Genomic DNA, 22619 nt, shown 5'->3' with positions numbered 1-22619 from the left:
GATTTGCGGCCAGAACTCACGACGAGCCGGCCCAACCGTCATTCGCGATCAGCTGCTTGATGCGCGCCTGATCGTATTCCTTGTCCAGCCGTGCGGCCTCGGCCTCGGCCACCGCGTCGGCATCGCCCTCCACCTCGTAGGGGGCGGCCTTGCGCCACTCGGCGAGATAGGCATCGGTATCCTCGGCGCCGATCTTCATCGCGGCGCGGTCAATGGCCTGCTCGAACCGCTCGGGCAGGGGGCGCTTGGACCCGCGCCGGCCTTTGCCGACGATCACCTGCGCGGGGATGTCCCGCCAGTATACCACAGTCACATCAACCATCGCTGATTCCTCTACCTCGGTTGACTCTCTCTAATTCACCCGTTGCCTCCGACAGGGTCGTTTTTCGACTTAACGACGTCATCCAGCGACGTCACCTTATCCGCCATGCCGTTTCGAGGCCATCGCAAGGCACTGGAAAATGATTCAAGTTTATCCCGTGCGCGGCTCAAAGCTTGCGCGAAGCCCAAGCAACCACTACCTTCTAGGTAACTCGAAATGGAGGGCGTGAGTTATGGCGCCCAAGCGTCCCGAAAGTGCGGGCGCGGTCCCTCGTTCACCAGAACGACCAAAGGTCGAAAGCCCCGCACTGATCTCGCCCGAATCCGGCTCGCTTTATGCGGCGCTGGATCTGGGAACGAACAGTTGTCGTATGCTGATCGCCCGACCTGACGGCGCTCAGTTCAAAGTTGTGGACAGCTTCTCGAAATCGGTGCAGCTGGGGCAGGGGCTTGAACAGAGCGGCAAGCTGTCGCGCGCCTCGATCTACCGCACCATCCAGGCCCTGCGCGTCTGCCAGCAAAAGCTCAAGCGCAACAAGGTCAAGAACATGCGGCTGGTGGCCACCGAGGCCTGCCGCCGCGCCTCCAACGGCGCCGCCTTCATGAAGAAGGTCGAGCGGGAGACCGGCCTGCGCCTCGACATCATCGAACCCCAGGAAGAGGCGCAGCTGGCCGTCGTGTCCTGCGCCCCGCTGGTCAGCAAGAAGACCGAGCAACTGCTGGTCGTCGATATCGGCGGTGGCTCGACCGAGCTTGTGTGGATCGACCTGACCAATGTGCGCCCGCGCGAGCGGGCCTCGGCCATCATGCGGATGCATGGCGGGTTTCCCGACGCGCGACGCGGCGATGGCCCGTCGGCCCGCGTGGTCGACTGGATCAGCGTGCCGCTTGGCGTGGCCACGCTTCGTGACCAGTTCAACGATGTCGAGGATGACGCCGCCCGCTTTGCCCTCATGAGCTGGTTCTTCGAGGAAAACCTCGCTGAATTCGCCCCTTACAAGGACGAGCCGCCCCGCGCAGGCTTTCAGATCGTCGGTACCTCGGGCACTGTCACCACCGTCGCGGCGAGCCATCTCGGCCTCAAACGCTACGACCGCAACAAGGTCGACGGGCTCCGCATGACGTCCGATCAGATCGACCGCGTGATCCGCGACTACCTCGCCATGGGCCCCGCCGGACGCCGTCGTGACCCGCGTATCGGGCTCGACCGTCAGGCGCTCATCATGTCGGGTGCAGCCATCCTTCAGGCGCTTCTGCGCTGCTGGCCCACCGACCGCCTGTCGGTCGCTGACCGCGGCCTGCGCGAGGGGATGCTCTACGCCCAGATGGCCGCCGACGGCGTATTGATCGAAGGACAGGACTGATGGCGAAGAAACCAACCGGCAAGGGCCCCACGGGCAAGAACACGTCCGGCCGCGGCCAGCGCGACCTGACCGTCAAGGTCAAGACCGCCAAGGGCCGGCGCAGCAGTTCCACCCGCTGGCTGCAACGGCAGCTCAATGACCCTTACGTGAAACGCGCCCAGGCCGAAGGCTATCGTGGCCGTGCCGCCTACAAGATCATGGAACTGGACGACAAGTTCCGTTTTCTCGTCCCCGGCGCGCGCGTCGTAGACCTCGGCTGTGCCCCCGGCGGCTGGTGCCAGGTGGCCGTGCCGCGCGTAAACGCACTGGGCGAGAAATCCGGCAAGGCGCAGGGCTATATCCTCGGTATCGACCTGCAAGAGGTCGAACCCATCGCGGGCTGCGAGTTGCACGTGCTCGACTTCATGGAAGACGACGCCGACGACAAGGTCAAGGAATGGCTGGGCGGAAAGGCGGACGTGGTCATGTCCGACATGGCGGCCTCCTCCTCGGGCCACAAACAGACCGACCACCTGCGCATCATCGCACTGTGCGAGGCCGCGGCCTATCTCGCCTTCGACGTTCTGGAAGAGGGCGGCACCTTTGTCTCCAAGGTGCTGGCCGGAGGGGCCGAGGGCGATTTGCAGAAATTGCTGAAGCAACGCTTCGCCAAAGTCGCCAACGTCAAGCCACCCGCGTCACGCTCGGACAGTTCCGAGAAGTTTGTCATCGCCACGGGGTTCCGCGGCTAAAGCACCGCGGGCCGGGTGTCGAAAGACAACTCCGCCAGTTCCCGAAACGTCAGCGCCGCGTTGCCGTCAGTGATCTGCACTTGTGTTGACCTGTCACGCACCCGCCGCGCGGCATTCTCCTGCCGCAGAAGCTCGAAAAGCCGCGCGTGGCGTTGAATCAGGGATTTGTCCGGTCTGCTCTGCATGTGGCCTCGACGGGGGGTCCGCTCAGTGTCGCGCGAAATTCCTGCCATTCCATTAAGGCGGTTTTGGCCCGCTGATCGTTCGATTTGCGGGCAGGGGCGAAGATCCCTTGCCGCCAGAGATCCCGGATCAGGTCCGGGATAACGTCTTGCCGAATTCGTAGGGTGGGTGAAAACCCACGCGACCTCCGCGCGCCGTCTTCACCCTATCTTCACGTCTTTCCGATCGCGCCGTTCCACCGCACGTCCTGTTAACTCGGGCTCCGCTGAAAACCGCACCGTCGCGATACCACCCGAATACCGACGCGATACCGACGCCGGAATCGGGCGTTCGAAAAAATTAACTTTTGAGTCGCCTCACGCCTCGCGACCGTGTCGCACCAGCCGCGCATGCAGCCGCCGCGCATCCGGCGCCCCGGCCTCCAACGCGAACACATACGCATGCGTCAGGTAGAAGCACGACGCATCCAGATCGTTCGCCGTATCCGCGGCTTTGGTGTAAAGCTGTATCAGCGCGGAGCTGTCATGCGCCTCGTGCGCGGCGATCATCGCGTTGTCCAGAACTGCACTCATTCCGCCGCCTTTCCCATACCACGATAGGTTTCGATCTTGCCGGCGACCCAGGCGTGAAAACAATGGGTCGGGCTGTCCATCACAGGCGAGAAACGCCCCCCGTCGAACTGGTCCGCGTGCCGCCCGCGCTGCATGCCTTCGACCACGAAGATGTCCTCTTCAAAGACCGTCTTCCAAAGCTGCGTGTTACGCATCCGCAGCCCTTCGTCACTATCGGGCACGGAATAGTAGAGGTGGATATGTTCGACCGTTTTCTCGGGACCTTTCGGTTCCAGGATGATGGCGAAGGCATGGTCGCGATGTACGCCCAGCAGGACGTTCGGGTAGACGGCGATGTACTCCGCCTGTTCATTCCACTTTGCGCCAACTCCTTCAAAATCGGGGAATTTTTCGCCGTTCTCGTTGGTCAGCTGGCGATAGACCATCGTGCCCTGACCCGAGAATGCACCGGGCTCTTCGATGTTGTAGTGGTCCTCCAGCTTGGAATAGCTGTTGAGCCCCGGATGCACCCACGGCAGGTGGTAGCTCTCGCAATAGTTCTCCACCGCCAGCTTCCAGTTGGTGTTGACCTCGAACTCGATCTTGCTGTCGAATCCGCCGTGATAGACCGGCAATTCAAATTCCGACCAGCGCGCGATGACGTCCTTCATGGCCTCCTCGAAGACCGGCGCATCGCCCGAGACGTTGATCCACACGACATCGCGCCACACGTGGCTGCGCACCTCGATCAGGCCCAGGTTGTCGCGCTTGATCGCGTCGTGCGTATTGTGACCCGGTCCGCCCACATGCGGGGTCGAGACCAGCTTGCCCTTGGTGGAATAGCACCACGAATGATAGGGGCAGCGGATCGCACCCTCGATCTTGCGTGGCTCTTCCACAAGGATCATGCCCCGGTGACGGCAGATGTTCTGAAACACCCGGACGTCGCCATCCTTGTCGCGCAAAAGCAGCAGGGGCATCCCCAGGAACTCGATCGGTTTGGCGTCACCCGGCTCCGGCACGTCGGCCGCGACAGACAGCCCGGCCCACTGCGTATAGAGCAGCGCTTGGCGTTCCTCGGCGTAGATGGCGGGGTCGATGTAGTGGGCGTTGGGAAGGCCATTGGCCTTTTCGACACTGGTGCGAACGGCGGAGAGATCGGTGATCGTTGCAGACATCGGTAACACATCCCCTTGGCTGGTGATGTTCACCGATTGCCTGAAACCGCGCCGGAAAAACCGACGATTCACGACACGAATTTCCGCAAAGCGACTGTCTAAACGCAGGTGAGGCCTGCGGCCTAGCGGAATTCCTCTTTCAGGCGCAGCAGTCGCGCATGAAATACCGGAACCTCTTCCAGTGTTACCAGCCCGGCTTGCCGCGCCACCGGCAGCGCCTTGGTCAGCCCCGGACCAAGGTATTCATAGACCATCCGGGCCGCGCGCCTCCCGGTCACTTTCTCACGCACGGTGCGTGTCGCGTAGCCTTCCCAGATATTGGATTGGAAAGAGGTTTCGGGGGTCAGGAAGTTGAACGAACAGGCGAGCGAGTTGCGATGCGTGACCAGCGCCGCCACGCCTTCCTCCTGCCGCATGATCAGGCCGCGGAATTCCCTGCTCGCGGGCTCTGTGGACAGACCCTGGCTGCGCATCGCATCACGCGGCTCGAATCCGCGCAGAAACGTATAGGGCGCCTCGCGGTGCACGTGGACAAGGCCGATGGTAAAAAGGGTGTCGTCGATGAAGGACCGCCGGACGAAACTGTAGAACCCGCTGGGAAAAATCTCTTCGGGCACAGCGGTGGGCGACGCTCCGAAAAAGCCTGACAGGAAAGAATGGCCCAGAAGTTCGGGCGATGTCGCGAAAATCGACTCGACCGGTTCCAGAAGGATCCGGGCATCCACATCGAAGAACTGGCAGATCCTGTACAACAGATCGGGCCGTGGAAAGCTTTCGCCAGAGAGGTAGCGGTTGAACTGCGTGCGATTGATCCCAATCTCCCGGCACAGGCCTGAGACAGATTTGTACGGTGCACTAAGGATCTGTAAGTTCTGGCCAAATATACCGCGAAGGACCGCAGGATCGGGCGACAAGGCAGGCGGGGTGTTTGACTGGGTTTTCCGGTTCAAAACAGTACCGATTCTCCGTCCTCCCATACGTCGTCCATAGTCTCGCGAATGGAATTATTGCCCTCGCTACACGAAGATGTACGATTCTGTCCAGAAGTTGACGCGCTTTAGCGTCAGATTCGTTGACTGCTGACACAAATAGGTGCCGCAGATGCTTCAGATTTCCAGTGATCGCAACCTTGCGCTGGCCTATCCTAAATTCAGGATACAGCGAGGTTGCTATGTACGGTGCAGTATTGTGGGCTGATCGGTGTTCGAACCGCGCGCTGATCTGGTGTGAAGATCATGGCGAACTGGCGTTCTTCGAAGGTGAACCGAGCGACTCCACCAAAGCTTCGAAATTCGAGGAGGGAGACTTCGTTGCGTTCAAGATCCGTGACGGTCGCGGCATGCGCCTTGCCTTCGAGGTCGAGGTCGTTGCAACCGAGGAATACCCCTGCCTCGCGGCCGATCTGCGCTGCGCTACCTCGGACAGTGATCCTGGATACGCCGCTGCGCAGGACAGCGAAGAGCGCAAGGTTCTGCCGTTTCCGGTTCAGCCCGGCATGGACGTCCGAACTGCCGCGCAGCCGCAGCAGCCCAGCGCTCGCCTTGGGAAGGTCAATCTGTCCCGCTAGATTTTAACGGTACCGCGGATCAGTTTCCTCGGGATAGCGCGGCAACACCTGTTCGGGCGATCTCTTCCAGGCCCAGCGGACGCATGAGGTCAGCGAACGCATCAACCTTTTCCGACGTGCCGGTAATCTCGAAGACGAAGCTGTCCAGCGTGCTGTCCACCACACTGGCGCGGAAGATATCCGCAAGCCGTAGGGCCTCGACCCGCTTGTCGCCGGTGCCGGTGACGCGCAACAGCGCCAGTTCGCGCTCTACCGTGCGGCCCTCGACCGTCAGGTCATGGACTTCGTGCACCACTACGATCCGGCCAAGTTGCGCCTTGATCTGCTCGATGATCTGAGGCGTGCCCGTGGTGACAATAGTGATGCGGGACATATGGCCGGTATGATCCACTTCGGCCACGGTCAGGCTGTCGATGTTATAACCGCGTCCCGAGAAGAGGCCGATCACGCGGGCCAGAACGCCGGGCTCGTTATCCACGATGACGGCTAGAGTGTGACGCTCTTCCGCGTCGGAAAACGTGGGCCGCAAGTTATAGGCGGAATGGCTGGTCGCGCCTTTCTTGATTTTCAGGGCTGACATGGGATTAATCCTTTGAAGTGTGTCGTGCAGGGCAGGGACGGGGGGTGGCCTACACCAGCACCGCCCCGCCTGCGTCGATGGCATCCGCGGTGGACGCATTCTCGCCCAGCAGCATCTCATTATGCGCCTTGCCCGACGGGATCATCGGGAAGCAGTTCTCATGCTTCTCAACCAAGCAATCGAAAATCACCGGTCCATCGTAGTTCAGCATCTCCATGATCGCATCGTCCAGATCGGCAGGGTCCGAACACTGGATGCCTTTCGCCCCGAACGCCTCGGCCAGCTTGACGAAATCGGGCAGGGCGTCGGACCACGAGTGCGAATAACGCTCTCCATGCAGCAACTCCTGCCACTGGCGCACCATGCCAAGGCGTTCATTGTTGAGGATAAACTGCTTGACCGGAAGGCGGTATTGAACGGCCGTTCCCAATTCCTGCATGTTCATCAGCCACGATGCCTCGCCCGCGACATTGATCACCAACGCCTCTGGGTGCGCCACCTGAACGCCAATAGAGGCCGGAAAGCCGTATCCCATGGTGCCCAGCCCGCCAGACGTCATCCAGCGGTTGGGGTCTTCGAACCCAAGGTACTGCGCCGCCCACATCTGGTGCTGGCCCACTTCGGTGCAAATGTAGCGATCATGGCCTTTGGTCAGTTCTTCAAGACGATGCATCGCATGCTGGGGCTTGATCGTCTTGCCTTGTTGAGTGAAAGCGAGGCAGTTGATCTTTTTCCATTCCTCGATCCGACCCCACCAATTGCGAATGGCCTCACGGTTGACCTTGCTGCCGCGCTCCTTCCAGACCGACATCAACTGGCGCAGGACCTCCTTTACGTCGCCTACGATGGGGAAGTCTGTCCGGATCACCTTGTTGATCGAGGACGGGTCGATATCGATATGCGCCCGCTGCGATCCGGGCGAGAACGCGTCCAACCGCCCTGTAATCCGGTCGTCGAACCGCGCCCCAATATTTATCATCAGGTCGCAGTCATGCATCGCCATGTTCGCCTCGTAGAGGCCGTGCATGCCCAGCATACCCAACCAGTTCTTGCCCGACGCCGGATAGCAGCCGAGGCCCATCAAGGTCGATGTGATCGGAATACCCGTCGCCTCGACCAGCTCGCGCAGAAGCGCGGTCGCCTCGTCGCCGGAATTGATGACGCCGCCGCCCGTGTAGAAGACGGGCCGCTCGGCCTGCTCCAGCGCCTCGACCAGTTCGGTGATCGTGTCGATGTCGCCCGTGGTCTGCGGCTGGTAATGCGAGGTCTTGGTCTGCGCAGGCTCCAGGTACTTGGCCGATGCGAACTGCACGTCTTTCGGAATGTCCACCAGCACCGGTCCTGGTCGGCCCGACGTGGCCACGTGAAACGCCTCGTGGATGGTCTGGGCCAGACGCTCGGTTTCCTTGACCAGCCAGTTGTGCTTGGTGCAGGGGCGGGTAATGCCGACCGTGTCGGCCTCCTGAAACGCGTCGGAGCCGATCATGAATGTTGGTACTTGGCCGGTCAGAACGATCAGCGGGATCGAGTCCATCAGCGCGTCGGTCAAGCCAGTCACGGCGTTGGTCGCCCCGGGCCCCGAGGTCACCAGAACGACGCCGGGCTTCCCGGTCGACCGGGCATAGCCTTCGGCGGCATGGACCGCGCCTTGCTCATGCCGGACGAGGATGTGCCGAATGTCATTCTGCTGAAAGATCTCGTCATAAATCGGTAGCACGGCGCCGCCGGGATATCCGAATACGACGTCCACACCCTGATCCTTCAAGGCCTGGACCACCATTTTCGCTCCGGTCATCTGACGTGTCATCTCATTGCTCCATTCATGACATGTGTCTCTTTGCGTTACGCATAAAAAAGCCCCCGGAGGGTTCCGAGGGCGCATGGGGTACCTTTATGGTGTCCGTTACCGGCCCATGCGCCATTTACCTACGACTACGATTAGCGATGCCATGTGCGGCGACTCCTTGCTGCGTTCGGGGACATTATGTGTGAGGGTCAGGAGCGTCAACAGGCTTTCCGCGAAAAATGTCGCGCGAGGGGGCGGATTCTTTGCATTTGTTGCGCGGAATGCGGCGCGGCAGAAACGCGCAGGTTTGGAGGATGTCGCGGACCCGTCCGAGGGCTGTCAAACTCGTGTGACAATCTAGGGGATCTATTGCCACCACCATCCGCAGACCCGCCATGAAAGATGTCGACCTCAACCGCCTGTCCGCCAGTTGTTTGCGTGCGATACGGTCAGGGGCGGAATCTCATGCTTTCTGACTAGGCCGAAAGGGTCCGATCTGACGGGGCTGACATGGTCGACCGACCGGCGCACAAAGATCATGGGTATTCGGCACCCAGCCGCGCCATTCTCCGGCGGCGAAGGCAAGCTTCCGCGTTCTGCAATGGTGACCGGCAAGCGCGACGACGGTGCGCCGCTGGGATGGCGAAAATTCGTGCAAAATAGCGAGCCCAAGATTCTTCGTACGAAGAATCTTGGGCGAAACGCCCTACATCATGTGACCCAGCGTGCCCATCATGTAGTCTCGGTTATAGTGCAGCGCCTGCACGCGGGGATCGTCCTGCGACGTGCGCATCACCGTGTCGTAATCGGCAAAACAGATCAGCTGTGCCTCGTTTTGGATAATCCGGATGTTCAGGTCCCGGAGATAAGCGACGCGAAACCTGTCAGCCAGCCGTTCTGAGGCGAAGTTGATGATCGTTGTGGTGCCACCAGCGTTGTTCTGTAGGCCGTAACATACGGCTTTCTGGCGGTCGAAGGTGAAATCGGCGAACTCGACCGTGCTTTCGCCGTAGTCCTCTTGTACATCCTGCATGGTGTCCCCCATGACAATGAATGACACAACGATGACACAAAATTCAGTTTATGGAAGGGGTGCAGCGAAAAAATTTCTGCGCCGCGGCATCATATGCCGCAAAGTTGACCAGATGAGTGCTGTGACCCTGGAGTACACCGTGTTCCATTACATAGCGGGTCAGGCCGACGGTAGCACTGATAAGCAGCTTGCGCTTGATGATTTTGCGATGCTTTTCCACGGTGCGCACCGAGATGTCCAAAACCTGAGCCCCGCCTTTTTCGACTAACGCTGTGCCAGTTGAAACAAGGTCATCTGTTCGCGGTCAGTCAATCGAACGCGCCCTTCGCGGCTATCCGGCACCAGTGGTTCCTGCGCCCTGGTGCACAGGTAACACTGGGCTTTGATGGCCTCGTCGATCGCGCAATTGATCTTCAATGCGGGCACGTCTTCCAGCACGGATCCCATAGCACCGTGCCCAATGCGGAACTGATGTATTCGGCGCTGCCATGCCTTAAAGGACTGCGTGAGGGACAACATTGCCGCGTCGTCTTCGGGCACGACGCGGCCGTAGATGTTGACAACCGCAGGTCATGCCAAAAACATCCAGTTCTTGTGCTCGTCGCGTTTCGCCGAGATCAGTTTTTGCTCGAGGTTGCGGATATTGCGCTCCGCGACTTTGCGCGATTGAAGCGTGACCAGCGCGGAGATGGTTTCTACCGCTACGATCAGCAGCGGCGTGGCTGTCAGGAACAGTTCCCGGCTGTAGGTCACGCAGGGGACGATCATCGATTCTCCTCTCGTGAATTGATAATGCGAATCGCATCAAAAGCCCTGCGTCAGGTGGCACGTCAATACACGTTTGGATTGTGCGCGCGCCGCTGCATCTGGTCCGGTTTTGCACTTTTTGATGGGTCGGAATGCAGATCCTACGCACTACTCGGTATTCCCATCGCAAAATGCACACGATAGTGTCCCGGCACCTGCAACGGTCCGCGCGGAAGCTGCCAGGGACGGGTTTTCGCGCATCATCAATTGGGAGGATAAATCACATGGATCGTCGTTCATTCCTGAAGAATACGGCATTGGGTGGGTCGGCCGCCGCCGCCACGACGCTGGCCGCACCGGCCTATGCCCAAGGCAACCGCACGTTGACCATGGTCACAACCTGGGGCCGGGGCCTCGCCGGTGTTTTCGATGCAGCACAGCGCGCCGCAGACAACATCAACGGCATGGCTGACGGCGCACTGACCATCGACGTCAAGGGCGCGGGCGAACTGGTCGGCGCGTTCGAGGTGTTCGATGCCGTGACCGCCGGGCAGGCTGACATGTACCATGGCGCCGACTACTATTTCGTGGGGCAGCATCCGGCCTATGCCTTTTTCACCTCGGTTCCGTTCGGCATGACGGCGCAGGAACTGGTGAACTGGTATTATCACGGCGACGGCATGGGCTTCCACGACGAGTTGGGCCAGATCTTCGGCCTTAAATCTTTCCTCGCGGGCAACACCGGCGCTCAGGCGGGTGGTTGGTTCTCGAAAGAGATCAACGGCCCCGAAGATTTCAACGGCCTGAAATTCCGGATGCCCGGTCTGGGCGGCAAGGCCTTGGGCAAGTTGGGCGCATCGGTTCAGAACCTGCCGGGTGCTGAAGTCTACCAGGCGCTGGCCTCGGGAGCGATTGATGGCACCGAATGGATTGGCCCTTGGGCGGACGAAAAGGCAGGCTTCCAAGAGATCACGAAGACCTACTACACCGCCGGCTTCCACGAGCCGGGCGCAGGCCTGTCCATCGGGATGAACCGCGAAGTCTTCGACAGCCTGACCCCGGCGCAGCAGAAGATGGTCGAAACCGCCTGTGCCGAGGCGCACCAGTGGAACCTTGCACAATTCCTGTCGAACAACTCTGCCGCGCTGAGCCGGCTTCAGTCGAGCGGCGTCAACACGCTTGAATTCCCCGATTCGGTCTGGGACGCGTTTGGCCAGGCCGCTGACGAAGTTCACCAGGAGAATATGGGCGACGACATCTACAAGCGGGTTTACGACAGCTACATGGCCTCGATGAAGTCCTCGTCGGCTTGGCTTGCCAAGTCCGACGGCGCCTATACCAAGCAACGCGACCGCGTTCTGGGCTGATTGCCCTGTAGCGCGCTGTCTTGCGGGCGGGCCCTTCGGCGGGGCCCGCCTCAATCCCATAGACGGGTCCCGGGGGACCCGCACCGACATGAGGGACGTGGGAACCCATGCTGGACGCTCTTCTCTGGTTTTTCCAAAATATCGGCTTGGCCTTTTACAACTTGGCCTATGCCGTCACCCATCCCGCCAGCTGGCTGAACTGGGCAGACAAGGAAGCGATCATGCGGTTCGTCTATTACGGCGGATCGGTGGAATTTTTCTTTGTCGTGTTCACCTTCGTTCTGGTGCTGACAGTGATCGGTCTTTGGCGCAACGGCTTCATGTGGGGCTGTGTGCGTGTGATGGAGGGGTTTGCCAACATCACCGGGCGCATCTTTGCCTGGGCCGGCCTGATCATGGTGATCCAGCAGATCATCATTGTCTTCGTCCAAAGGATTTTCGTGCGACCCGATATCTCGTTCGGTTTTGGCATCCCGTTGTCCTACGACATCAGCTGGTGGGCCGAGATGCTCAAGTTTCACAACGCCCTCGTCGTCGCCCTGTGCTGTACCTACACGTTCGTCCAAGGCGGGCACGTGCGGGTCGATCTGTTCTATGCCGCCGTCAAATTTCGCACAAAGCGGATCATCGACATGATCGGAAGCCTGATCTTCATGGCGCCGATGGCCGTGCTGGTCTGGATGTACGGCTGGTATTTCATGTGGCGGCATCTGATCACTCCCAAGCCGTCGGCGTCTGACACGCTCGACCGGCTTATGATGAAGGCGCGTGCGGTCCGCTGGAACGTGGAAACGATCGGGTTCAGCCCAAATGGGTTCAACGGCTACTTTCTGTTCAAGATCCTGATGGTCGCGTTCGCGGGTATGGTCTTTATCCAGGCCATAGCGTTTTTCTACCGCTCGTATCTGGAGTTCAAGGAAGGGCCGGAAAGCGAGGGCAGGTACCTCGACAAGGATAACCTCGGACAAGGCGAGGAAGCCTATGAGGGTACACACTGATGTTGTTTGGACTTGATGGCGTCGAGGTCGGCCTGATCATCGTATTTCTATGTCTCTTCGGTGGCATACTTTCCGGGTTTCCGGTGGCCTTTGCCATCGGCGGTGCGGGTGCCATTTCCTTTGCGATCATCGCGGGGCTCGACAGTGCAGGCCTGCTGATCCACCAGGCGATCGACACCGGAAGCGAGGCGTATCGCACCCTCGTCGGATCGGGAGTAAAGCCCGAAACCGTTTCGATCTTCCGATATCCCGACCTGCCAAGGGTGGGCGAGCCAGTATTTCCGCAGGGATGGGAAACCGCGCTTGATCGCAACGTCAGCTTCATCGTCAACCGGATGAACGAACGCGTCTTCGCCGGTCAGTCGATCGAAACGCTATTGGCGGTGCTGATGTTCGTGCTGATGGGAATCACGCTGGAACGGTCGAAAATCGCAAACGATCTTTTGACAACCATGGCGCGGGTATTTGGGCCGCTGCCGGGCGGGCTCGCGGTTTCGGTGGTCGTCGTCGGTGCATTCCTTGCCGCCTCGACCGGGATCGTGGGCGCGACGGTGGTCACCATGGGGCTGCTCAGCCTGCCCACCATGCTGCGCAGCAATTACAGCCCCGAAATAGCCACCGGCGTTATTGCGGCCTCGGGCACGCTGGGGCAGATCATTCCGCCTTCGATCGTGATCGTTCTTCTTGGCACACTTGCTGGCGACCTCTACTCGGTCGCGCAGGAGGCGCGCGCGCAGGAGGTGGGCTGCGCCGACGCGCTGACCTACCTGGGGGAACCCGCAGTGGTGTCCGTCGGCACGCTCTTCCAGGCGGCTCTGCTGCCGGGCATCCTTCTGGCGCTGCTCTATGCGCTTTATGCCTTCGGCTTTGCTCTGGTCTACCCCAGCAGGGCCCCCGCGGTCGAGCTGGGTGCCACCAACGCAGAGGCCATCACCCGCGGCGAGGCGTTCACATGGTTTCTCGGGATCCCGGTTGCGCTGGTTGCCGGCATGCTGGTGCTGGGGCAGATGAATATCATTGGTAGCCAAAGCACGACCATCGACAGCTTCAGCGAACAGGGTCAAAGCGCCAGCCTGCGCACCAGCGTCGGCCCCGACTGCAAGGATGCGATGATCGAACTGCACGGACAGGCCGCCTGGGACCGCGCCGTGGCCGAGCAAAAATCCATCGACGAGTCCGGTGGCGTGACCCAAAGCGTCCGCTTGTCCGAGGAGGAACAGGCCGAAATGCTGGCCCGAAAGGTCGAGAACGCGGCACCGATTGGAACCGGCATCGCGATTATGATGCTGATATTCTCCCTCGTCCTGGCCCTTGCGCGCGGCGTTCTTCCATCTGAAAGCCCAACACCCTTGATCGTGGGGGCGCTCGGGATCACGCTTGGTCTTCTGGTCGACATCCTGTTGATCGGTCCGCAATGGAGTGCGGGCGCGACCTTCGCGATCTTGGCGATCCCCGTTGCGCTGGCGCTTTACGGTTGTGCCCATGGCGCTGCGCGATTGGCCCAGAACGAGCTGATCCGCGTGGTCTTTCCGCCGCTGGTTCTCATCGTGGCGGTACTGGGCTCGATACTCGGGGGCATCACCAACCCCACACCGGCCGCCGCATTGGGTGCGGGCGGGGCGATCATGCTGGCCGCCTACCGCAAGCTGAAGGACGACGAGCGCTCGGGCAAGATCATTATCTTCGCCACCTTCGCGATAGTCATCTCGATCATCGTCGGCATCAATTTCGACTTGCGGATCAACGTCGAGGGCGCCTCGGCCGAGAGCTGGATCGCGTTTTTCGTCGCTCAGGCGGCGTATCTGTACGCTCTTTTCGGGCTGCTCTTCGCCTGCTGGGTACTCTTCGCCGGCGGCATACTCAGCCCGGTCGTGCGCGAGACGGCGAAGGTGACCAGCATGGTGTTCACCATCCTGATCGGTTCGCAGCTTCTGAACCTCGTGGTGATCTCCTTCGGAGGCGAGCATTACATCCAGCAGTTCCTGCGCTCCTTCGACAACGAATACAAGGTATTCCTGATCGTGATGCTGGTGCTCTTCATACTCGGCTTCGTGCTCGACTTCCTGGAGATCATCTACATCGTGATCCCGATCGTGGGGCCTGTGATCTACGGCGGAACTTTTGATCCGAAATGGGTGACGATCATGATTGCGGTGAACCTGCAGACCTCGTTCCTGACACCGCCTTTCGGCTTCGCGCTCTTCTACCTAAGGGGGGTGGCGCCGAAGGAGGTCACGACCGGGCACATATACCGCGGTGTCGCGCCTTTCGTGCTAATCCAGGTCGTAGGTCTGGCGATACTGTGGTTCTTCCCGGATATCGTCACGATCTTCCCGGATCTGCTGAGCGGTTGACCCGGCATCGCCAACATAACAAGGGCTCGGGCATCGCCGGGCGCTTTCATTCCCGACAAATGCAGCGCACCAAATGACACAGGAAGCAAATACAAGGCATGTTATCCTGTCCGGATGCTCCGGTGGGGGAAAGTCAACGCTGCTGACGGCGCTTGGCCGCACCGGGTACAGCACCGTGCCCGAACCCGGGCGACGCATCGTTGCGGAAGAGACACGCGGCCGCGGCGTGGCCTTACCTTGGGTCGATCCCACCGCATTTGCCCGGCGAGCGGTGGATATGGCCCTGCAGGACCGGGCCGACGTGGCCAGCGATACAGGCTGGGTGTTCTTTGATCGCGGATTGATCGACGCTGCCATTGCGCTGGAGCATGCCGCGGGCATAGATATGGCCGTCACCATGGCGCCCGCGAAACGCTTTCACCAAAAGGTATTCGTGGCCCCGCCCTGGCCGGAGATCTACAAATCCGACAACGCGCGACGCCACGGCTTTGACGTGGCGATCGAAGAGTATCACCGGCTGTGCAAAGCATATGACCGGCTTGGCTACACGATTGTGTCTTTGCCCAAAACTAGTGTCGCTGAGCGGACCGCATTCGTTCTGAACCACCTGGGTTGAAACGATGCCTACTGAGCTGGGATCAAGGCAATACGGCCGCGGTCGGGGTCCGGTGTCCGCCCGGAGATCTCCAGTACAAGCTTGCGCCGCACGGTGCGTGCGAAACTGTCCCGACCCTCGGCCGTCACCATGAAGGCACCGGGACCGCCAATGATGCGTTTGGCATATTCTTCCTCTAGGTTCGCCCCGGCGCGGCGACCGTCTTCGGGCCGCAGGATCGGCAGGGCGTTGATGACGATCCCTGCCGCCAGAACCTCGGCCCGGGCCGAAGCTATGGAAGGACCCGAGGAGTTACGGATACTGTCCCCGGAAAAGTCGATTACCGCACGGGGCGCGATGATGTCGTTGGACTCGATCAACCGCTTTGCATCAAGAAGAGCGCCACCAATGGCGTTGCTGCCATAAGCTTGGCGCGGCGGACCGTCCAGCGCGTCGGCAAAGGCTTGTGCGGTGGCGTCGCCGTCAATCACAGTCCACGGCACGACAACGGCGGTATTGGTGGCCCACTCGACATAGGTCACCGCGACATTGCCATAAAGCGATTGCTCTATGGCCTTTAGAACCTCTGGGTCCGTGATCGCAGTTGCGTAGCCCTGTCGTTGGAAGGACAGCTCCATGTCGTCGATTGACCCTGACGCATCCGCCAGCAGAACCAGTTCCAGTCCGACCTCTTGCCGCGTTTCGGCAAGAGCCGAACCCGCAAGCCAGAAAAAGAAAAATGCCAGGATGCGCATAACACAACTTTTCCCTGCAAACCGCATCAGGGCAAGCCGCCCGTGGTCACATCCGCGTGTGGACAGGCGTTGCGTGGTCCTATGATGTGAAAACAGGCGAACCGGTCGTCAGTGCCGCGCTCAGGTCCTGTCACCCCGGGCCAGCGGCAGGATGGTTCCGCGGATAAGCTGCATCAGATCTCCGAAATAACCGACACTGCGCGCAGGGCGTGTGGAATCAGACGTGATCGCGATAGTCAGGCCCAGTCCCGGCACTATGCAGATCACCTGTCCGCCGTATCCGCGCGCAAGGGCGAAATCATCTCCGTCTGACTGTCCAAGAAACCAGCCATAGCCATAGCGCAGCCCGGACCATGGCGAGCGTGTGACGGGATCGAAAGACCGGGTGACCCAGTCCTCGCTCAACACGCGCGTGCCGTCCCACATGCCGCCGCGCCGGTACATCTCGCCGAAATGGATCATCGCGGGCAGGCTGAGCGACATCTCGTTGCCGCCAAGATAGCGCCCTTGCGGATCACGGGTCCAAGGCGGGATGCTGATGCCGAGCGGCGCACCCAGCCGCTCTCGCGATTGCTGCAGAAGGCTTTGCCCGGTGATTTCGGACAGGATCGCACCCAGCACGTGGAACGAGCCTGTCGAATATAGCATGCGCGCGCCGGGTTCCGTCTCGAACGGGCGCGACAGGGCGTTGGCGACCCAATTCGAACTGCTGACCCACTCTCCGTAATTCGGTCCTGATGTTCGCTCTAGCCCGGCTTGCATGGTCACGAGGTTCTCGACCGATATATCCGAAACGCCCGGCTCGGCGTTTGCGGGGATCAGGCCGGGGGCAAGCTGGCCGATAGTGGTCTGCAGTGTCGGTATTTCGCCGCGGTCCAGCGCGGCCCCTGTCAGCGCCGCAACGACGGTTTTTGACACCGACTTTATCGGGACTGGCGTCCCGATCTCGGGACCGCGAAACGCCTCGGAAAACACCTCGGCGCCGTGCTGGTGGATCATGACGGCATGGCATTGATCCAACGCACCCGCCACATCCGCCACGCCGCGCCATTCGGCGGGCTGGGCACGGGCGGGCCATGCGGCAAATGCGGCGGCACCGGCAAGAATATGGCGACGACTAAGAAAGGACATGCAACCTCGCTTTTCTGGGAAGTTCACCAGATATCACGCACCGTGCGAAGGGCCAGAGGGCAGGGACATCGAATAGCCGTCAAACACGTGAACGTGTTCGGATCGTGCGTCCCCAGGACGCGAAAGAACCCCTTGGCGCCTCAGTACTTCTTGTTGCGCAGGGGCTTGCCGTCGGGCAGCGAAATATTCGCGACTTGCTCGGCAATCGGATCGTTCGAGAGTGGATGTCGGTGCGCTTCGAAATCCTCGGGATCATGCATCTTCTGCCACTCGCCACCCGAGTAGACCTCCAGCCCGGAAAACGCGGCCTTGTACCCCATCTTCGCACTGCCTGGTACCCAGTATCCAAGGTAGACATAGGGTAGGCCGGCCTCGCGGGCGATTTCGATGTGATCGAGGATTATATAGGTGCCGAGACTGTCGCGCGGTCGGTTCGGATCGTAAAAGGAATAGACCATGCTGACACCGTCATCGAACACGTCGGTCAGGCACACCGCGACCAGGTCGCCTGTTTCCTGGTCGGCGTATTCCACGACGCGCGTGCGAATTGGCGTTTCCTCGATCATCGCGGCGAACTCGAACGTATCCATGTCAGCCATGCCGCCATTCGCGTGCCGGTCCTCGAGATATTCTCGAAAAAGAGCATACTGCTCCTCCGTGGCCCAGGGTGACGTGGCGCGGCGCTCGAGCCGCTGGTTGCGCTTGATGGTGCGTCGTTGGCTGCGCGACGCAGTGAAATTCTCGACATTCACCCGTGCCGACAGACAGGCGGCACAGTCCGCGCAAGACGGGCGATAGAGCACGTTTTGCGACCGACGAAAGCCTTGTTTTGAAAGCGTGTCATTGAGACGTTGCGCTCCGTCACCCTGCAAGGCCGTAAACAATTTCCGCTCCATCCGGCCTTCGAGATACGGGCAGGGCTGGGGCGCCGTCACATAGAACTGGGGCGCGATGGGAAGAGTGTGACGCATGGCAGAATTCGCAACTTTCGGAACCGACGATAACAACGATGTGACGCTGCGCCAAGAGGTCAAATCCGGCGCCGTCGGCGCGGCGTCAGGAAGCCGCGCGTCGGTTTATCGCAACGGTTCCAAGGACAAGGTCGGTCAGGCCCTGACCCCGCGACCCCGTTAGCATCAACAGGACCGAGGCAAGCTGCACTAGGGGTACGGCACAGGAAAACGTGAACCCCATCGAATGCAAGAACGCCATCAAGCCGTCGAAGCGGTGCCCGGATGCCGTGCGGAACTCGACCGCGAAAAGGCGCATACCCCAAGTGGCTGATCCTTGCGCTATGGTGGCCGTGCGGTAGATCAGGCCGATGGAAAGAAACAGGACCGGCAGAAAGAACAGACCGGTAAAGGCCGTGAACGGCAGCACCAGCACGCAGAAGCCCAGTATCAGCACGCTGTCCACCAGCCATGCCAAAAATCGCTTTAACGGGACGTCTGCGTAGAAGTCGGGCTGACTGTCGGGGTCGGGGATATGCCAGGTCGTATCACTCATTCGTATCATATAGGTTCGCCCCAAGCGCCTTGAAGGGTCTCGGCGCCGGGGGCACGGGATTTCGGTGGGTCAGCTGGCGGGCGCGGCACCACGCTCTTGTTCTTCGTCGCCTTGATCTTCGGTATCGTCACCGGACTCTGCCTTTCGGGCGCGGTCTTCCATGAACTGATCGAATTCCGCCTTGTCGCGGGCGGCCCGCAACCGTTCGAGAAATGCCTCGAAGTTCTGCTGCTCTTCTTCCAGCCTGCGCAGGGTCTCGTCGCGGTAGGCATCGAAGGCGCTGTTTCCGGAGGACCCGTTCATCGGGCGTGATATCCTGCGACGAGAGGTCCGACCGGACGGGCAGGACATCTTGTTGTTCCAGATCATGTAGGCCAACAGCATGAGGCCAACGGGCCAAAAGACGATCAACGAAACCACGAGAACCGCGATCCAAGCAGCTTTGCCTTTCTCGTCAAGCCATGCCTCTGAGCGGACGAACCAACTGGTTATGCCGCTATGGGGTGAATTGTAGGTATATGTGCTCATCCTTGGGTCCTTTCGAACGTTGTGTAAGGGCAGTATGTGAATTGCATTTACATTGAAGAGATGGGAAACAGGCGCAACGCGTGCAAGGGGTAATGTAAATTATTTTCACATGGCGCGATCTGTGCGCCATTCTCGACGTTCCCACTTGTTGTTTTCATCGGCAAGCGGGTCGTTGACCGGACCTGCCAAGGGTGTATCACTGCATCCATGAGCTTTTCCGACCGCATGACACGTTGCCCGCGCCCCTTCGAAGCCGATCCCGGCCTGGAGGCGCGCGATGCAGTTCCGAACCTGCCGTCCGAGCTCGCGGCACTGGTCGAAGGCGCAGCGGGATGCAGCCCGTTTCTGCAAGCTCTCTGTATCAAGGAGCGCGAATGGTTGCCGGAAGTCTTCGACGACCCCGAGGCCGTCTTCGACGCCCTGATGGAGGAGGTTGCGGAGTTTCCCATGGACGAGGTGGGACCGTGCCTTCGCCGGGCCAAGGGCAGGGTCGCGCTGATGATCGCGCTGGCCGATCTTGCCGGGGTCTGGACGCTGGAACAGGTGACCGGCGCCCTGACGCGGTTCGCGGACCTTGCCGTGGCCCAGGCGCTGCGCGCGGCTTTGCTGCCCGAGTTGCGGCGCGGCAAGATACCGGGTCAGGACGAGAATGCGCTGGAAGAGGCGGCCGGGATGGTCGTTCTGGCAATGGGCAAGATGGGCGCGCACGAGCTCAACTACAGCTCCGACATCGACCTCATATGTCTTTTCGACGAAGAACGGTTCGATGGCGACAGCTATCACGAGGCGCGGGCCGGCTTCGTGCGGGCGACCCGCCGCATGGCTGCGACGCTGAACGACCGGACTGCCGACGGCTACGTCTTCCGCACCGACCTGCGCCTGCGCCCCGACCCCAACGTAACACCAGTTTGCATGGCAATGGGCGCTGCCGAAACCTATTACGAAAGCCTTGGGCGGACATGGGAGCGCGCGGCCTACATCAAGGCGCGTCCCGCGGCGGGCGACATCTCGGCCGGCACGCGGTTCCTCGATACGCTGCGTCCCTTCGTCTGGCGCAAGCACCTAGATTTCGCCGCCATCGAGGACGCGCATAACATGCGTCTACGCATCCGCGAGCATAAGGGCCTTCACGGTCCCATCCGGCTCGACGGTCACAACATGAAGCTGGGTCGGGGCGGTATTCGAGAGATCGAGTTCTTCACCCAGACCCGCCAGTTGATATCTGGCGGTCGTGACCCGGACCTGCGGGTCCGCGGCACAGTCGTTGGACTGGAGCGGCTGGCGGACAAGAATTGGGTTCCCGAGAACGCGGCAGAGACACTGTCCGAGCATTACCGGGCGCATCGGGAGATTGAGCACCGCCTTCAGATGGTGCGCGACGCGCAGACGCAGGTCCTGCCAGAGCAACCTGAGGGCTGGGCGCGGCTCGCGGCGCTCTGCGACCGCGACTTGGCCGATTTTCGCGACGAGTTGACCGGACGGCTGCAACAGGTGCACGATCTGATTGAGGGGTTCTTTGCTCCCGAAAGCGGCGCCGAGAAGCCGGTCGCGGTCGACGGTCTGGACGAGGATATTATCGCCCGTTGGCGAGGTTATCCGGCCCTTCGCAGCGAGCGCGCGAACACGATCTTCGACCGGCTGAAGCCGGAGATCCTCGAACGTCTCAATCGGTCGTCCAACCCGCAGGAGGCGTTGGTGGCGTTCGACGGCTTCCTGGCTGGTCTGCCTGCGGGCGTTCAGGTTTTCGCATTGTTCGAGGCCAACCCCCAGTTGATCGACCTGATGGTCGATATCGCGGGTGTGTCACCAGCGCTGGCCAGCTACCTGTCGCGCCATGCGGGCGTGTTCGACGCGGTGATCGCAGGGGATTTCTTCGCACCTTGGCCAGACAGGGCACATCTGCGCCGTGAACTTGCGGCGCGGCTGGACCGCGAAGACGATTACGAGCGCAAGCTGGACGCGGCCCGCCGCTGGCTGAAGGAGTGGCATTTCCGCACCGGGGTCCACCTCCTGCGCGGCCTGATCGACGCCGACAAGGCCGGTGCGCAGTATGCCGATCTCGCGCAGGTGATCCTCGCTGAACTTTGGAGCGTGGTCTGCGCCCAGTTCGCCGAAAAGCACGGCCCGCCACCCGGGCGCGGGGCCGTGGTTTTGGGGATGGGCTCTCTGGGGGCGGGCAAACTAAACGCGGGTTCTGATCTCGACCTGATCGTGATCTACGATTCCGAAGGGGTCGAAGGCTCCGATGGGCGCAGGCCGCTGGCAACACGGCCCTACTATGCGCGCCTGACCCAAGCGTTGATCACTGCCGTGACGGCGCCTATGTCCGAAGGCCGGCTGTACGAGGTGGACATGCGCTTGCGTCCCTCGGGCAATCAGGGGCCGGTCGCCACCAGCTGGGCCTCGTTTCAGACCTACCAGCAAGAGCAAGCCTGGGTCTGGGAGCATCTGGCGCTGACGCGCGCCCATGTCGTGGCCGGTCCCGACGCGCTGGCGGAAGATGTCGAGGCATTCCTCTGTGAGTTGTTGCAGCAAAAAGGGGATGCCGCAATCGTTCTGAGGGAAGTGGCGCAGATGCGAGCGCGCATCAAGTCCGCCAAAGCGTCCGGCGGTCCTTGGGACACCAAGCTGGGCGACGGGAGGATGCAGGAGATCGAGCTAGTGGCACAGGCTGGATGCCTGCTTGCCGGACGGCCCGAACGCAGTGTCGAGGCTGGATTGGCCGCCGGTGTCGCCGCCGGTTGGTTAACTGACGCAGAAGAAATTACGCTCGGCGCTGCTTACGCGCTTTGCTGGAAAGTGACGCAGGCGGCGCGCCTGCTGGGCGATAAACCCATCGACGAAGATGTGCTTGGCGCCGGGGCAAAGGCTTTCGTCCTGCGGCAGACCGCGCAGGAAAATATGGCTGACCTGCGCGAAGAACTGCAACGGCGTACGGCAGACGCCGCCATAGTGATTGATGCTGCATTGAAGCGAGGAACCGAAGATGGCTGACGTGTTAGACCCAAAGGGGTTGATCCGGGAGTCCTACAATATTGAGGGCATTACGCCTGGCGAATGCCGCTCGATCTTTCTGGACTGGGCGCTTTCGATTGACGGCGATGGCGATATGAAAGTGCTGCTTGAGGGCCTAATCGAGCGCCACGGCACGCAACACCCGGACCACCCGATGACCGCCGTTTTGAATGAAGGCCTGAAATCGACTGAGGCGCCAAAGCGCCGCGGCGGCTGGCGCGGGCGTGGACGCTGACGCTCCATGGTCGCGTTTTCCGGCCTTGCGGAATCTTGATTAAGTACCGAGACCGCCGAAAACTCGCCTCAATTACTCGACAAAATGTCTCCAA

At 60.9% G+C, this 22619-nt stretch carries 23 protein-coding genes and 1 pseudogene; 9 read left to right on the top strand and 15 right to left on the bottom strand.

The genetic code is table 11. The features are described from left to right. Positions 1-16 precede the first annotated feature (16 nt). Positions 17-322: a virulence factor gene (locus tag RBB18_RS01650; protein ID WP_103761087.1), complete on the bottom strand. Its 306-nt coding sequence runs from the start codon at positions 320-322 to the stop codon at positions 17-19. A gap of 232 nt (positions 323-554) precedes the next feature. Between RBB18_RS01650 and RBB18_RS01645 the strand changes: the two genes are divergently transcribed. Further along, positions 555-1685 carry a Ppx/GppA phosphatase family protein gene (locus RBB18_RS01645; protein ID WP_103761088.1) on the top strand — a complete coding sequence of 377 codons (1131 nt, stop codon included), beginning with the start codon at positions 555-557 and terminating at the stop codon, positions 1683-1685. Further along, positions 1685-2416, top strand: coding sequence for an RlmE family RNA methyltransferase (locus RBB18_RS01640; RefSeq protein WP_274594163.1), 732 nt, complete (start codon positions 1685-1687; stop codon positions 2414-2416). The genes RBB18_RS01645 and RBB18_RS01640 overlap by 1 nt, the downstream gene beginning before the upstream one ends. Here the strand turns inward: RBB18_RS01640 and RBB18_RS01635 are convergent. From RBB18_RS01635 to RBB18_RS01620, 4 genes are all read right to left on the bottom strand, one after another. Further along, on the bottom strand, positions 2413-2601 hold the full coding sequence (locus tag RBB18_RS01635) for a hypothetical protein (protein ID WP_103761090.1): 189 nt from the start codon (positions 2599-2601) through the stop codon (positions 2413-2415). The genes RBB18_RS01640 and RBB18_RS01635 overlap by 4 nt on opposite strands. 354 nt (positions 2602-2955) lie before the next feature. Next, on the bottom strand, positions 2956-3171 hold the full coding sequence (locus RBB18_RS01630; protein ID WP_103761091.1) for a hypothetical protein: 216 nt from the start codon (positions 3169-3171) through the stop codon (positions 2956-2958). Continuing rightward, a complete protein-coding gene (locus RBB18_RS01625) occupies positions 3168-4328 on the bottom strand; it encodes an aromatic ring-hydroxylating dioxygenase subunit alpha (protein WP_306111153.1) in 1161 nt (386 codons plus the stop codon). The genes RBB18_RS01630 and RBB18_RS01625 overlap by 4 nt, the downstream gene beginning before the upstream one ends. Positions 4329-4450: 122 nt before the next feature. Further along, positions 4451-5080, bottom strand: coding sequence for an XRE family transcriptional regulator (locus RBB18_RS01620; protein ID WP_338020431.1), 630 nt, complete (start codon positions 5078-5080; stop codon positions 4451-4453). 419 nt (positions 5081-5499) lie between these two features. Here RBB18_RS01620 and RBB18_RS01615 point away from each other — a divergent pair, with 419 nt between their 5' ends. Continuing rightward, positions 5500-5895 carry a hypothetical protein gene (locus RBB18_RS01615; protein WP_146049930.1) on the top strand — a complete coding sequence of 132 codons (396 nt, stop codon included), beginning with the start codon at positions 5500-5502 and terminating at the stop codon, positions 5893-5895. A 19-nt stretch (positions 5896-5914) separates the two neighbouring features. On the opposite strand, the gene ilvN is transcribed toward RBB18_RS01615, so the two are convergent. The 5 genes and pseudogenes from ilvN to RBB18_RS01590 form a co-directional block, all read right to left on the bottom strand. Beyond that, positions 5915-6475 carry an acetolactate synthase small subunit gene (ilvN, locus tag RBB18_RS01610; RefSeq protein WP_103761095.1) on the bottom strand — a complete coding sequence of 187 codons (561 nt, stop codon included), beginning with the start codon at positions 6473-6475 and terminating at the stop codon, positions 5915-5917. Positions 6476-6524: 49 nt separating this feature from the next. Further along, positions 6525-8282, bottom strand: coding sequence for an acetolactate synthase 3 large subunit (locus tag RBB18_RS01605; protein WP_103761096.1), 1758 nt, complete (start codon positions 8280-8282; stop codon positions 6525-6527). 685 nt (positions 8283-8967) lie between these two features. Then, complete coding sequence (locus RBB18_RS01600; protein ID WP_146049931.1) at positions 8968-9294, bottom strand: hypothetical protein; 327 nt, start codon at positions 9292-9294, stop codon at positions 8968-8970. A 124-nt stretch (positions 9295-9418) separates the two neighbouring features. After that, positions 9419-9785 (bottom strand): annotated as a pseudogene (locus RBB18_RS01595) (LuxR C-terminal-related transcriptional regulator); the annotation flags it as partial. A 79-nt stretch (positions 9786-9864) separates the two neighbouring features. Next, positions 9865-10062: a hypothetical protein gene (locus RBB18_RS01590; RefSeq protein ID WP_306111154.1), complete on the bottom strand. Its 198-nt coding sequence runs from the start codon at positions 10060-10062 to the stop codon at positions 9865-9867. 263 nt (positions 10063-10325) lie between these two features. Between RBB18_RS01590 and RBB18_RS01585 the strand changes: the two genes are divergently transcribed. The 4 genes from RBB18_RS01585 (at position 10326) to RBB18_RS01570 (ending at position 15376) form a co-directional block, all read left to right on the top strand. After that, positions 10326-11408: a TRAP transporter substrate-binding protein gene (locus RBB18_RS01585; protein WP_103761101.1), complete on the top strand. Its 1083-nt coding sequence runs from the start codon at positions 10326-10328 to the stop codon at positions 11406-11408. Positions 11409-11515: 107 nt separating this feature from the next. Beyond that, positions 11516-12406 carry a TRAP transporter small permease subunit gene (locus RBB18_RS01580; protein ID WP_103761102.1) on the top strand — a complete coding sequence of 297 codons (891 nt, stop codon included), beginning with the start codon at positions 11516-11518 and terminating at the stop codon, positions 12404-12406. Continuing rightward, positions 12406-14760: a TRAP transporter large permease subunit gene (locus RBB18_RS01575; protein WP_306111155.1), complete on the top strand. Its 2355-nt coding sequence runs from the start codon at positions 12406-12408 to the stop codon at positions 14758-14760. The genes RBB18_RS01580 and RBB18_RS01575 overlap by 1 nt, the downstream gene beginning before the upstream one ends. Before the next feature lie 73 nt (positions 14761-14833). Next, positions 14834-15376 (top strand): AAA family ATPase, encoded by a 543-nt coding sequence (locus RBB18_RS01570; RefSeq protein ID WP_306111156.1) that lies wholly within the window; start codon positions 14834-14836, stop codon positions 15374-15376. An 8-nt stretch (positions 15377-15384) separates the two neighbouring features. Here the strand turns inward: RBB18_RS01570 and RBB18_RS01565 are convergent, their stop codons facing one another. From RBB18_RS01565 to RBB18_RS01545, 5 genes are all read right to left on the bottom strand, one after another. Further along, positions 15385-16110 (bottom strand): DUF1194 domain-containing protein, encoded by a 726-nt coding sequence (locus RBB18_RS01565; RefSeq protein ID WP_306111157.1) that lies wholly within the window; start codon positions 16108-16110, stop codon positions 15385-15387. Between the two features lie 120 nt (positions 16111-16230). Then, positions 16231-17241 carry a serine hydrolase gene (locus tag RBB18_RS01560; RefSeq protein ID WP_306111158.1) on the bottom strand — a complete coding sequence of 337 codons (1011 nt, stop codon included), beginning with the start codon at positions 17239-17241 and terminating at the stop codon, positions 16231-16233. 140 nt (positions 17242-17381) lie between these two features. Beyond that, a complete protein-coding gene (locus RBB18_RS01555) occupies positions 17382-18212 on the bottom strand; it encodes an arginyltransferase (protein WP_103761107.1) in 831 nt (276 codons plus the stop codon). An 85-nt stretch (positions 18213-18297) separates the two neighbouring features. Further along, on the bottom strand, positions 18298-18747 hold the full coding sequence (locus RBB18_RS01550; protein WP_306111159.1) for an RDD family protein: 450 nt from the start codon (positions 18745-18747) through the stop codon (positions 18298-18300). A 69-nt stretch (positions 18748-18816) separates the two neighbouring features. Continuing rightward, positions 18817-19275 carry a DUF2852 domain-containing protein gene (locus RBB18_RS01545; protein WP_306111160.1) on the bottom strand — a complete coding sequence of 153 codons (459 nt, stop codon included), beginning with the start codon at positions 19273-19275 and terminating at the stop codon, positions 18817-18819. Between the two features lie 207 nt (positions 19276-19482). Between RBB18_RS01545 and RBB18_RS01540 the strand changes: the two genes are divergently transcribed. Beyond that, positions 19483-22269: a glutamine-synthetase adenylyltransferase gene (locus RBB18_RS01540; RefSeq protein WP_306111161.1), complete on the top strand. Its 2787-nt coding sequence runs from the start codon at positions 19483-19485 to the stop codon at positions 22267-22269. After that, positions 22262-22525: a hypothetical protein gene (locus tag RBB18_RS01535; RefSeq protein WP_103761111.1), complete on the top strand. Its 264-nt coding sequence runs from the start codon at positions 22262-22264 to the stop codon at positions 22523-22525. The genes RBB18_RS01540 and RBB18_RS01535 overlap by 8 nt, the downstream gene beginning before the upstream one ends. Positions 22526-22619: the final 94 nt, after the last annotated feature.

Origin of the sequence: Roseovarius sp. MMSF_3298, from assembly GCF_030733705.1 — a bacterium.
Taxonomy (GTDB): domain Bacteria; phylum Pseudomonadota; class Alphaproteobacteria; order Rhodobacterales; family Rhodobacteraceae; genus Roseovarius; species Roseovarius confluentis.
This window is presented reverse-complemented; position numbering and strand designations above follow the sequence as displayed.

Coding starts and splice junctions, on each gene's coding strand:
- RBB18_RS01650 (WP_103761087.1), bottom strand. CDS start 322: ATGGTTGATGTGACTGTGGTATACTGGCGGGACATCCCCGCGCAGGTG.
- RBB18_RS01645 (WP_103761088.1), top strand. CDS start 555: ATGGCGCCCAAGCGTCCCGAAAGTGCGGGCGCGGTCCCTCGTTCACCA.
- RBB18_RS01640 (WP_274594163.1), top strand. CDS start 1,685: ATGGCGAAGAAACCAACCGGCAAGGGCCCCACGGGCAAGAACACGTCC.
- RBB18_RS01635 (WP_103761090.1), bottom strand. CDS start 2,601: ATGCAGAGCAGACCGGACAAATCCCTGATTCAACGCCACGCGCGGCTT.
- RBB18_RS01630 (WP_103761091.1), bottom strand. CDS start 3,171: ATGAGTGCAGTTCTGGACAACGCGATGATCGCCGCGCACGAGGCGCAT.
- RBB18_RS01625 (WP_306111153.1), bottom strand. CDS start 4,328: ATGTCTGCAACGATCACCGATCTCTCCGCCGTTCGCACCAGTGTCGAA.
- RBB18_RS01615 (WP_146049930.1), top strand. CDS start 5,500: ATGTACGGTGCAGTATTGTGGGCTGATCGGTGTTCGAACCGCGCGCTG.
- ilvN (WP_103761095.1), bottom strand. CDS start 6,475: ATGTCAGCCCTGAAAATCAAGAAAGGCGCGACCAGCCATTCCGCCTAT.
- RBB18_RS01605 (WP_103761096.1), bottom strand. CDS start 8,282: ATGACACGTCAGATGACCGGAGCGAAAATGGTGGTCCAGGCCTTGAAG.
- RBB18_RS01600 (WP_146049931.1), bottom strand. CDS start 9,294: ATGCAGGATGTACAAGAGGACTACGGCGAAAGCACGGTCGAGTTCGCC.
- RBB18_RS01590 (WP_306111154.1), bottom strand. CDS start 10,062: ATGATCGTCCCCTGCGTGACCTACAGCCGGGAACTGTTCCTGACAGCC.
- RBB18_RS01585 (WP_103761101.1), top strand. CDS start 10,326: ATGGATCGTCGTTCATTCCTGAAGAATACGGCATTGGGTGGGTCGGCC.
- RBB18_RS01580 (WP_103761102.1), top strand. CDS start 11,516: ATGCTGGACGCTCTTCTCTGGTTTTTCCAAAATATCGGCTTGGCCTTT.
- RBB18_RS01575 (WP_306111155.1), top strand. CDS start 12,406: ATGTTGTTTGGACTTGATGGCGTCGAGGTCGGCCTGATCATCGTATTT.
- RBB18_RS01570 (WP_306111156.1), top strand. CDS start 14,834: ATGACACAGGAAGCAAATACAAGGCATGTTATCCTGTCCGGATGCTCC.
- RBB18_RS01565 (WP_306111157.1), bottom strand. CDS start 16,110: ATGCGCATCCTGGCATTTTTCTTTTTCTGGCTTGCGGGTTCGGCTCTT.
- RBB18_RS01560 (WP_306111158.1), bottom strand. CDS start 17,241: ATGTCCTTTCTTAGTCGTCGCCATATTCTTGCCGGTGCCGCCGCATTT.
- RBB18_RS01555 (WP_103761107.1), bottom strand. CDS start 18,212: ATGCGTCACACTCTTCCCATCGCGCCCCAGTTCTATGTGACGGCGCCC.
- RBB18_RS01550 (WP_306111159.1), bottom strand. CDS start 18,747: ATGAGTGATACGACCTGGCATATCCCCGACCCCGACAGTCAGCCCGAC.
- RBB18_RS01545 (WP_306111160.1), bottom strand. CDS start 19,275: ATGAGCACATATACCTACAATTCACCCCATAGCGGCATAACCAGTTGG.
- RBB18_RS01540 (WP_306111161.1), top strand. CDS start 19,483: ATGAGCTTTTCCGACCGCATGACACGTTGCCCGCGCCCCTTCGAAGCC.
- RBB18_RS01535 (WP_103761111.1), top strand. CDS start 22,262: ATGGCTGACGTGTTAGACCCAAAGGGGTTGATCCGGGAGTCCTACAAT.